This is a genomic window from Azospirillum formosense, from assembly GCF_013340925.1.
GTDB lineage: Bacteria > Pseudomonadota > Alphaproteobacteria > Azospirillales > Azospirillaceae > Azospirillum > Azospirillum formosense.
Window position 1 is genome coordinate 1 of sequence record NZ_WHOR01000235.1, and the last position, 9,318, is coordinate 9,318.

General features: G+C 69.9%; 10 protein-coding genes. 2 read left to right on the forward strand and 8 right to left on the reverse strand.

Features of this window, described 5'->3' with window-relative positions; translation table 11 throughout:
- Positions 1–82 precede the first annotated feature (82 nt).
- The 3 genes from purL to GBZ26_RS22955 all read right to left on the reverse strand — a co-directional run bounded on the left by purL (position 83) and on the right by GBZ26_RS22955 (position 4,128).
- Positions 83–2,263 (reverse strand): phosphoribosylformylglycinamidine synthase subunit PurL, encoded by a 2,181-nt coding sequence (purL, locus tag GBZ26_RS22945; protein ID WP_174440843.1) that lies wholly within the window; start codon positions 2,261–2,263, stop codon positions 83–85.
- 32 nt (positions 2,264–2,295) lie between these two features.
- A complete protein-coding gene (purQ, locus tag GBZ26_RS22950; protein WP_014239512.1) occupies positions 2,296–3,000 on the reverse strand; it encodes a phosphoribosylformylglycinamidine synthase subunit PurQ in 705 nt (234 codons plus the stop codon).
- A gap of 198 nt (positions 3,001–3,198) precedes the next feature.
- Positions 3,199–4,128 carry a LysR substrate-binding domain-containing protein gene (locus GBZ26_RS22955; protein WP_174440837.1) on the reverse strand — a complete coding sequence of 310 codons (930 nt, stop codon included), beginning with the start codon at positions 4,126–4,128 and terminating at the stop codon, positions 3,199–3,201.
- Between the two features lie 101 nt (positions 4,129–4,229).
- Here GBZ26_RS22955 and GBZ26_RS22960 point away from each other — a divergent pair, with 101 nt between their 5' ends.
- Positions 4,230–5,405, forward strand: a complete 1,176-nt coding sequence (locus GBZ26_RS22960) for an MFS transporter (RefSeq protein WP_174440838.1) — start codon at positions 4,230–4,232, stop codon at positions 5,403–5,405.
- A 4-nt stretch (positions 5,406–5,409) separates the two neighbouring features.
- On the opposite strand, the gene GBZ26_RS22965 is transcribed toward GBZ26_RS22960, so the two are convergent.
- The 5 genes from GBZ26_RS22965 to GBZ26_RS22985 form a co-directional block, all read right to left on the reverse strand.
- A complete protein-coding gene (locus tag GBZ26_RS22965; protein WP_222069755.1) occupies positions 5,410–6,099 on the reverse strand; it encodes an MOSC domain-containing protein in 690 nt (229 codons plus the stop codon).
- Complete coding sequence (locus GBZ26_RS22970) at positions 6,096–6,749, reverse strand: DNA-3-methyladenine glycosylase family protein (protein WP_174440839.1); 654 nt, start codon at positions 6,747–6,749, stop codon at positions 6,096–6,098. The genes GBZ26_RS22965 and GBZ26_RS22970 overlap by 4 nt, the downstream gene beginning before the upstream one ends.
- A 92-nt stretch (positions 6,750–6,841) precedes the next feature.
- Positions 6,842–7,084, reverse strand: coding sequence for a phosphoribosylformylglycinamidine synthase subunit PurS (gene purS / locus GBZ26_RS22975; protein WP_014239518.1), 243 nt, complete (start codon positions 7,082–7,084; stop codon positions 6,842–6,844).
- 47 nt (positions 7,085–7,131) lie between these two features.
- Entirely contained in the window at positions 7,132–7,896 is a 765-nt protein-coding gene (purC, locus tag GBZ26_RS22980) for a phosphoribosylaminoimidazolesuccinocarboxamide synthase (protein ID WP_174440840.1), read from the reverse strand.
- A gap of 115 nt (positions 7,897–8,011) precedes the next feature.
- Complete coding sequence (locus GBZ26_RS22985) at positions 8,012–8,791, reverse strand: NRDE family protein (protein ID WP_174440841.1); 780 nt, start codon at positions 8,789–8,791, stop codon at positions 8,012–8,014.
- 152 nt (positions 8,792–8,943) lie between these two features.
- On the opposite strand from GBZ26_RS22985, the gene GBZ26_RS22990 reads away from it, so the two are divergent.
- Positions 8,944–9,264 carry a DUF1476 domain-containing protein gene (locus GBZ26_RS22990; RefSeq protein WP_174440842.1) on the forward strand — a complete coding sequence of 107 codons (321 nt, stop codon included), beginning with the start codon at positions 8,944–8,946 and terminating at the stop codon, positions 9,262–9,264.
- Positions 9,265–9,318 lie beyond the last annotated feature (54 nt).

Below are 9,318 nucleotides of genomic sequence, written 5' to 3' on the forward strand. Positions count from 1 at the left end.
GGTGGGGGCAAAACTCCGCCCCAAAACGAAAAGGCCGAGCGATGGCCCGGCCTTCCGTTCCTCAACCCTCAACCGCGTCCGATCACTCGGCGGCGGCCATGTAGCCGGGCAGCCAGGCCTCGTTGGCCGCCTTCAGGCGGGCGATGGTGATCGCCTCGCCGCCGCGGCCGGTCAGGGCCGTGCCGTTGGTCTTGCCGAGCACGCTCACCGGCACGCCGGCGGCCTTGGCCTTCTCCTGCACCGTGGCGGCCTTGTCGGCGCGGACGGCCAGGACGTAGCGGCCCTGGTCCTCGCCGAACAGGGTGCCGGCGTCCGCACCGTCGAGGCCCGACAGGTTGGCGCCGATGCCGCCGGCCATGGCCATCTCGGCCACGGTGACCAGCAGGCCGCCGTCCTGGATGTCGTGGCTCGACACCACCAGACCCTCGGCGATCAGGCCGCGGACGAACTCGCCGTTGCGGCGCTCCACCGCCAGATCGACCGGCGGCGGCGGGCCGTCCTCGCGGCCCAGGATCTCCCGCAGGTAGAGCGACTGGCCGAGATGGCCCGTGCCCTCGCCGACGAGCAGGATCGTGTCGCCCTCGTTCTTGAAGGCGATGCCGACGGCGATCATGGCGTCCGGCAGCAGGCCGACGGCGCCGATGGCCGGAGTCGGCAGGATCGCCTCGCCGTTGGTCTCATTGTAGAGCGACACGTTGCCCGACACGACCGGGAAGTCCAGAGCGCGGCAGGCATCGGCCATGCCCTGGATGGCGCCGACGAACTGGCCCATGATCCGCGGCTTCTCGGGGTTGCCGAAGTTCATGTTGTCGGTGACGGCCAGCGGCAGGGCGCCGACGGCGGACAGGTTGCGGTAGGCCTCGGCCACCGCCTGGGCGCCGCCGCGCACCGGGTCGGCGAGGCAGTAGCGCGGGGTGCAGTCGGTGGTGACGGCGATGCCCTTGCTCTGGCCGGGCAGCCGCACCACGCCCGCGTCGGCCTGACCGGACATGAAGCGGGTGTCGCCGTTCACGAGGCTGTCATACTGCTCCCAGATCCAGCGCTTGGACGCCTGATCGGGGCAGGCCATGATTTTTTCCAGGATGTCGCCCAGCGTCTTGTCCGCCGGCAGGACGCGCACGGCGTCCTCCAGCTCCGCGGCGGCCGGGGTCGGCTCCCACGGGCGGTCGTAGAGCGGCGAGGCGTTGGACACCGGCGCGATCGGCATGTCGCACCAGGTCTGGCCGTGCATCTTGATGACCAGCTTGCCGGTGTCGGTCAGCGTGCCGATCACGGCGAAGTCCAGCTCCCACTTGTCGAAGATCGCCTTGGCGACCTCCTCGCGGCCGGGCTTCAGGATGATCAGCATGCGCTCCTGGCTTTCGGAGAGCATGATCTCGTAGGGGGTCATCCCCTCCTCGCGCATCGGCACGTCGTCGAGCACCAGCTCGATGCCGAGCCCGCCCTTGCCGGCCATCTCGACCGACGAGGAGGTGAGGCCGGCGGCACCCATGTCCTGGATGGCGACGATGGCGTCCGTCTCCATCAGCTCCAGGCAGGCCTCGATCAGCAGCTTCTCGGTGAAGGGGTCGCCGACCTGCACGGTCGGGCGCTTCTCCTCCGAATCCTCGCTGAACTCGGCCGACGCCATGGTGGCGCCGTGGATGCCGTCGCGGCCCGTCTTGGAGCCGACATAGACCACCGGGTTGCCGACGCCCGCGGCGGCCGAATAGAAGATCCGGTCGGCCTTGGCGACGCCCACGGTCATCGCGTTGACCAGGATGTTGCCGTTGTAGGCCGGGTGGAAGTTGGTCTCGCCGCCGACCGTCGGCACGCCGACGCAGTTGCCGTAATGGGCGATGCCGGCCACCACGCCCGACACCAGATGGCGGGTCTTGGGATGCTCGGGCGCGCCGAAGCGCAGCGCGTTCATGTTGGCGATGGGCCGGGCGCCCATGGTGAACACGTCGCGCAGGATGCCGCCCACGCCCGTCGCCGCACCCTGGAAGGGCTCGATGTAGGACGGGTGGTTGTGGCTCTCCATCTTGAAGATGATGGCGTCGCCGTCGCCGGCATCGACCACGCCGGCGTTCTCGCCGGGGCCGCAGATGACCTGCGGGCCGGTGGTCGGCAGCGTCATCAGCCACTTCTTCGACGACTTGTAGGAGCAATGCTCCGACCACATCACCGAGATGATGCCCAGCTCCGTGTAGGTCGGCTGGCGCCCCAGGATCTCCAGGGCGTTGTTGTATTCCCCTTCGGACAGGCCGAACTCGCGGGCCATCTCCAGGGAGACTGCGGGCTGCTGCGCGGTGGTCACGACAGGGCCTCCACCAGACCGTCGAACATGGGCTTGCCGTCGGTGTTGCCATGGAAGGCGGACACCGCGTCCTCGGGGTGCGGCATCAGGCCGAGCACGGTACGCTTGGCGTTGAAGATGCCGGCGATGTTGTCCAGCGAACCGTTCGGGTTCCAATCGTTCCGGTTCCAGCGCGGGGCGGCGTCGCCCTCGTCGCTGACGTAGCGGAAGGCCACCTGGCCCTCGCCGTCCAGCCGCTTCACCGTCTCGGCGTCGGTCCAGTAGTTGCCGTCGCCGTGCGCCACCGGGTAGCGGACGATCTGGCCCTTGCGGTACTTAGCCGTGAAGGGGCTGTCCGTGTTCTCCACCCGCAGATGCACGGTGCGGCAGATGAACTTCAGCTTGGCGTTGCGCATCAGCGCGCCGGGCAGCAGCCCCGCCTCGGTGATGATCTGGAAGCCGTTGCAGATGCCGAGCACCCGCACGCCCTGATCGGCCCGCGCCTTGACCTCGCGCATGATCGGCGAGTGCGCCGCCATGGCGCCGGAGCGCAGATAGTCGCCATAGGAGAAGCCGCCCGGCACGAGGATGAGATCGACCTTGGGCAGTTCGGTGTCGCGGTGCCAGACCAGATGCGGCTTGGTTCCGCTGGCGGCCTCCAGCGCGGCGACGGCGTCGCGTTCGCGGTTGGAGCCGGGGAAAACGATGACGGCGGCCTTCATGGGGCTTGGAAAATCCGGCGTCGTGGGGGGAACGGTTCGAGGCCGGACACTAAAGGCCCCGCCCCGCCAAAGCAAGGGCAAGGACCCATTCCACAAAGCGAAACCCCTCTCCCACCCCGGGAGAGGGAGGGGCCCGCCGCTTGCGGCGGGAGGGTGAGGGTGCCGTCAAGGATCGGTGCCTTGATCCTCGCACGACCCTCACCCGGCGCCTTCGGCGCCACCCTCTCCCGGGGCGGGAGAGGGATTGCCGGACGTCATGGCCTGTTCGCGCAGCCAGTCGGGGAAGGCCGGCGCCTCGGTGTGGCCGCGCTGGCGGCTTTCCAGCAGGTAATAGTGGCCGGACACCACCCCCTCGGCCCCCAGCGGTGCGGTCAGCCGCCCGGTCTCCAGCGGGCGTTCCACGAAGAGCCGCGGCACGATGGCGACGCCCAGCCCGTCCTCCGCCGCCTGGATGGCGAAGTAGGTGTGGTCGACCTCCATCCGGTTGCGGAAGGCGTCCAGCTCCAGCCCGTGCGCCGTGCTCCAGGCCGGCAGCAGGTCGGCGCGGGCACGGATGGTGACGACCGTCCGGCGGGTCAGGTCGGCGGGGCTGCGCAGCGTCTCCAGCCCCGGCAGGGAGGGGCTGCACACCGGCACGCAATGCTCGCGCATCAGGGGCAGCGGCTTCAGCCCGGCGAAATGGGCGGGGTCGCGGCGGATGGCGTAGTCGAAGGGACGGCCGGTGTCGATCGGGCCGGGGGCGGTGGACAGCGACACCGCCAGCTCCGGGAAGCGTTGCTGGAACAGGGGCAGGCGCGGCAGCAGCCAGTGCATGGCGAAGGTCGGGATGCAGTCCACCCGCAGCGTCCGCCGCCCGTCGCCGTCGAGCAGCGTGTCGGTCGCCTGCTGGATCTCGGTGAACAGGTCGGCGATGCGGGTGAAGTAGCGCGCCCCGGCCTCGGTCAGCCGGACCTGCCGCTGGCTGCGGTCGAACAGCGGGATGCCGAGGAAGAGTTCCAGGCTGCGGATCTGGCGGCTGACCGCGCCGGGGGTGACGTTCAGCTCCTCCGCGGCGAGGCGGAAGCTGGAATGGCGGGCGGCGGCGACGAAGGCACGCAGGGCGTTCAGCGGTGGGAAGCGGGAGGACATCCGTTGAGTTTTTCTCACCGGTGGGTGGAAGACAAGTCGTTTGTCGGTGTCCGACCGGCTGGCTAGGGTGCTTGCCGCTTTCCGTGGTTCCCTGGTCCGTCATGTCGCACATCACCCGCCGGCTGGTCTGGTTCCTTGGCGTCTCGCAGCTGCTGTGCTGGGGGATTTCCTACTACCTGATCGCCATCTTCGGAAATCCCATGGCCGCCGACCTGGGGCTGAGCCTGCCGGTGGCCTTCGGCGGCTTCACGGCGGCGCTGCTGGTCATGGGGGTGGTGTCGGGCAGCGTCGGGCGGGCCATCGACCGCTGGGGCGGCCGCCCGGTGATGGTCATCGGCTCGCTGCTGACGGCGGCGGGATGCCTGGGGCTGGCCTCCTCCACCGGGCTGGTGAGCTACTACGCCTCCTGGCTGGTGCTGGGTCTGGCGATGCGGGCGAGCCTGTACGAGGCGGCCTTCGCCGCCCTGGCCCGGCTGGGCGGCCCGCTGGCGCGGGTGCCGATCTCGCAGATCACGCTGCTGGGCGGGCTGGCCTCGACGGTGCTGTGGCCGGTCGGGCAGGCGATGGCCGACGCCTGGGGTTGGCGCGGTGCGCTGGTCGCCTACGCCGTCATCGCGCTTCTGACGATCCCGCTGCACGCCGCCATCCCGTCCGACCGCTACGTGCGACCGCCGGTGCCCGCCGGGACGGAGCCCGCCGGACCCGCGGACCCGCGACGGCGGGCCTGGGTGGCGCCTGTGTTCTACATGGTGATGACCACGGCGGTCGGCGTGCTGACCTCGGCGATGTCGGCGCACATGATCGGTATCCTGGTCGGGCTGGGGGCGGCGCCCGCGGCGGCGGTGTGGATTTCCACGGTGCGCGGCGTCGGCCAGTCCTCGGCCCGGCTGTGCGAGGTGGTGTCCGGCGGCCGCCTGCATCCCGCCTCCCTGGCGCTGATCGCCTGCGGGCTGCCGCTGCCCGGCTTCCTGATCGGCTTGTGGAGCGGCGAGGCGCTGGCCGCCGGCGTCGCCTTCTCGCTGCTGTTCGGGGCGGGGGCCGGGCTGGCGACCATCGTGCGCGGCACGCTGCCGCTGGTGTTGTTCGACCCGCAGAGCTACGGCCGGACGGTCGGGCGGCTGCTGGTGCCGAGCTTCTACGCCGCCGCCTTGGCGCCGATGGGCTACGCGGTCATCATCGAGCGGGCGGGGGAGACGGCGGCGCTTCTGCTGTCCGCCGTCCTGGCGCTGGTGGCGGTGGGCGCGGCGGGGGGGCTGTGGGCGACCGCCCGCCGCTGAGGGGTCAGTCGCCGCCGTTCAGGCGCTTGGTCCAGTCCTCGACCCCCTGGGTCAGCCGGCGTTCGGCCAGCGTGCGCCAGGTCTGGGCCAGCACCGGCAGGGCGGCCATCTCGGCGAGCGCCTCCCGGTTCTGCGTGTCCACATAGAGGACGTGGAGCAGCCGGGCGAGCGTCCAGTGCGGGTAGGGGCGCTCGACCAGGGTCAGCCGGTCGCCAGGGCCGATCTGGCCGGGTTCCGGCACGCGATAGTACCAGCCGGTGCGCCCGGTGGTCTGGACGCGCTTGGCCATGTCGGGCACGGCGAAGCGGTGGTTCAGCTTCCAGCAGGGCTGGCGGGCCTGGGCGACCTCCAGCAGGGCGGTGCCGGCGCGGAAGCGGTCGCCGACGCAGACGTCGACCTCGGTCAGGCCTAGCGTCGCGAGGTTCTCGCCGAAGGCGCCGGGCTGGCCGAGCAGCGGCACCTCTGCCCCCAGCTCGTCCCGCCACGCCGGGTGGTGGTCCATCGGGTAATGGTGGATGGCCTTGTCCGGCCCGCCATGGACGCGGCGGTCGGCCTGCTCGTCGTCCAGGAAGCCTTCGGGGCCAACCGCGCGCGGGCCGTCCACCGGGGACTTGGCGATGGCGCTGGTGCGTCCCGGCGGACCGAAGGGAGCGGCCTTGCCGACGAGGACGGCGGTGATGGTGGTCTCGGTCACGGTGTCGTCTTTCCTTTGGGCGTCTTCTTGTTCTTGGCCGTCTTCAGGGCTCTGGCCTGCTCCTGCAAGGCCACGTAATGGTGCCACACCAGCTTGGCGGCGAGGCTGCGGTGCGGGCGCCAGGGCTCGGCGACGGCGAGGAGCTGCGCCTGGGTCGGCTTCTCCGCCCAGCCCTTCAGCCGCTGCACGCCGAGCTGGATGGCGAGGTCGCCGACCGGCCAGATGTCGGGGCGGTCCATCGCCATCATCAGGTAGATTTCGGCGGTCCAGCGCCCGATGCCTTTCAGCGCGACCAGGGCGGCGATGGCCTCCTCGTCATCCATTTTGTGAATGGCGTCGAAGTCCAGCCGGCCGTCCGCGACGGTCTGGGCCAGCCCGCGGGCGTAACCGATCTTCTGGCGCGACAGGCCGCAGGCCCGCAAATCCTCGTCGGGCAGAGCCAGGATGGCGTCGGGCGTCACCACCCCGACCATGGCCTGGAGCTTGGCCCACAGCGCCGCGGCGACCGTGGTGGACAGCTGCTGCTCGATGATCAGGCAGAGCAGGCCGGAGAAGCCGTCCGGGCGGCGGAAGTCGCGCACCGTCGGGCCGCCGACGCGCAGGGACTCGGCGAAGATGGGATCGAGCGCGGAGAGATGGTCGATGGACATGGTCGAACGAAAATGGGGGATGCGCAGCGGTTGCGCATCCCCCATTTTCCGACAGGCAGGATTGAGTGAGGACGGCCTTAGGCCATCAACTCTCAGGCCACCAGCTCGATCGCGTAGTCTTCGATCACGGTGTTGGCCAGCAGCTTGCTGCACATGGCCTCGACCTCCTTGCGGGCGGCGGCCTCGTCGGTGCTCTTGAGCTGAAGCTCGATGACCTTGCCGGCGCGGACGTCCTCGACGCCGTCGAAGCCCAGCGTGTGCAGCGCGTGCGCGATGGCCTTGCCCTGGGGGTCGAGAACGCCGCGCTTGAGGGTGACGTGAACCTTCGCCTTCATCGGATGTCCGCTCGCTTGATGGTGCTGATGGATAGGGGATAAGGGGATTACTGAACGGTCTTGGGGCCCTTGACGTCCACCGGGCCGCCTTCGGGCAGGATGCCGAGGCGCCGGGCGACCTCCTGGTAGGCCTCCTCGACCTGACCGAGATCCTGGCGGAAGCGGTCCTTGTCCAGCTTCTCGTTGGTCTTGATGTCCCACAGGCGGCAGTTGTCGGGGCTGATCCCGTCGGCCAGGACGATGCGCATCTCCTCGTTCTCCCACAGCCGGCCGAACTCCAGCTTGAAGTCCACCAGCCGCAGGCCGATGCCGAGGAAGAGGCCCGACAGATAGTCGTTCACGCGGAGCGACAGCGCCACCATGTCGTCGAGGTCCTGCGGAGCCGCCCAGCCGAAGGCCGTGATGTGCTCCTCGGTGACCATGGGATTGTTCAGCTCGTCGGACTTGTAATAATACTCGATGATCGAGCGCGGCAGCGGGGTCCCCTCGGGGATGCCGAAGCGCTTGGACAGCGAGCCGGCGGCGGTGTTGCGCACGACCAGCTCGATGGGGATGATCTCGACCTCGCGAACAAGCTGCTCGCGCATGTTCAGGCGGCGCACGAAGTGCGTCGGCACGCCGATTTCCGACAAACGGCTCATCAGGTATTCGGAGATGCGGTTGTTCAGCACCCCCTTGCCGGTGATGATGCCCTTCTTCTGGTTGTTGAAGGCGGTCGCGTCGTCCTTGAAGTACTGCACCAGCGTGCCCGGCTCGGGACCTTCGAACAGGACCTTCGCCTTGCCTTCGTAGATGCGCCGACGTCGTGTCATGAGAGATCGTCCAAAAACGTGTAGCCTGGGCCGATGGGTGACCGGTCCAGGGGATATGCACGAGTGATATAGCAAGCTGGCCCAGGGAACACAATGCGCGGGGGCTGCCGCGGCCTCAACCCAGGGAGACGGGCTGCCACGGCGCCTCGTGGGGGCGGCCGGCGGCGAAGTGCCAGACGGGGTCCAGATCCGGGCGCTCCACGGCGGGCAGGGCGATCAGCGCGCTCGACACCGTGCCGAATCCGGTGGGCAGCAGGAAGTTCATCGCCCCGCGCTCGCCCCGCTCGCCGTCGTCCCAGATGCGGCTCGCCAGCAATTCCGGCCAGCCGCCCCACCGGTCGCCGGCCTCGCCCCGCTCCGGCTCGGGCGGTGCGGCGTGCTGGAAAAGGGGGAGGTACTGGGCCTGCCGCGGGTCCTCCGCCACGTCGTCCAGGTCGCTGGCGGTGACCATGTGCACGCCTGCGGGGATATCGACCACCTCCGGGCGGTTGCGCGGGGAGGGGCCGCGATGGACGAGCAGCCGGGCGTCGCGGTTGTCGGCGATCAGCAGGTTGAAGGGGCGGTAGGCCCGCGTGTCGAGCTGCGCCATGGCCAGTGCCGCCTCCGCCGCGTCGGCGAAATCCAGCGCGTCCAGCACCAGCTCCCCGCGCGACCGCTTGCCGGCCTCCGGCCCCAGCGTGCCCATGCGGTTCAGCACGGCGACGACGACGCCCTCGTCGTTCATGCCCAGCCAGGAGCCGCCGGCCAGCTCGTCCAGCCCGGCGACGACGTTGGGGCGGTCGGGCCAGTGGCGCGCCGGGGCCTTCCAGGGCCGTCCGGCCATCTCGTCGCGGTTGGCGCCCAGGATCAGGGGCCACGTTGCGTCCGGTCGTCGCAGGAGGATCACGCTGCACATGGGGAATCTTGCCTTCCGCTTCCCTCTTGGGTATGTCGCCGCACGCCGGATTCGCCGATTGGCCGGTGGGTGGGGGCGATGACGACGCCCGATCCACCGGCTATATAGTCTTGTATCTGGGAGCGCAAAACCAATCCAAGGAGCCGGGTCCCATGACGACCTTCGACGAGCGCGAGAGGGCCTTTGAGAACAAGTTCCAGCACGACCAGGACCTGCTCTTCAGGATTCGCGCCCGCCGCGACCGGCTGGCGGGTCTCTGGGCGGCGGGCCTGCTGGGCCTGACCGGTGGCGAGGCCGACGCCTATGTCCGCCAGATCATCGACGCCGACATTGCGGCCACCGGTCCGCACGACGTGCGTGACCGTCTGGCCGCCGACCTGCACGCCAAGGGCGTCGACATCTCCGACCACCGCGTGGAGAAGGAGCTGGCTCGTCTGCTGGACGTCGCGCGTGTGCAGGTGCACGCGGAGTAAGGGGCTTGCCCCAACCTGACCCTCCCCCGCTTTCGCAGGGGAGGGGATAAAAAC

Excerpts from the sequence above, each read along its gene's own strand:
- purL (WP_174440843.1), bottom strand. The coding sequence starts at position 2,263 with ATGGCCCGCGAGTTCGGCCTGTCCGAAGGGGAATACAACAACGCCCTG.
- purQ (WP_014239512.1), bottom strand. The coding sequence starts at position 3,000 with ATGAAGGCCGCCGTCATCGTTTTCCCCGGCTCCAACCGCGAACGCGAC.
- GBZ26_RS22955 (WP_174440837.1), bottom strand. The coding sequence starts at position 4,128 with ATGTCCTCCCGCTTCCCACCGCTGAACGCCCTGCGTGCCTTCGTCGCC.
- GBZ26_RS22960 (WP_174440838.1), top strand. The coding sequence starts at position 4,230 with ATGTCGCACATCACCCGCCGGCTGGTCTGGTTCCTTGGCGTCTCGCAG.
- GBZ26_RS22970 (WP_174440839.1), bottom strand. The coding sequence starts at position 6,749 with ATGTCCATCGACCATCTCTCCGCGCTCGATCCCATCTTCGCCGAGTCC.
- purS (WP_014239518.1), bottom strand. The coding sequence starts at position 7,084 with ATGAAGGCGAAGGTTCACGTCACCCTCAAGCGCGGCGTTCTCGACCCC.
- purC (WP_174440840.1), bottom strand. The coding sequence starts at position 7,896 with ATGACACGACGTCGGCGCATCTACGAAGGCAAGGCGAAGGTCCTGTTC.
- GBZ26_RS22985 (WP_174440841.1), bottom strand. The coding sequence starts at position 8,791 with ATGTGCAGCGTGATCCTCCTGCGACGACCGGACGCAACGTGGCCCCTG.
- GBZ26_RS22990 (WP_174440842.1), top strand. The coding sequence starts at position 8,944 with ATGACGACCTTCGACGAGCGCGAGAGGGCCTTTGAGAACAAGTTCCAG.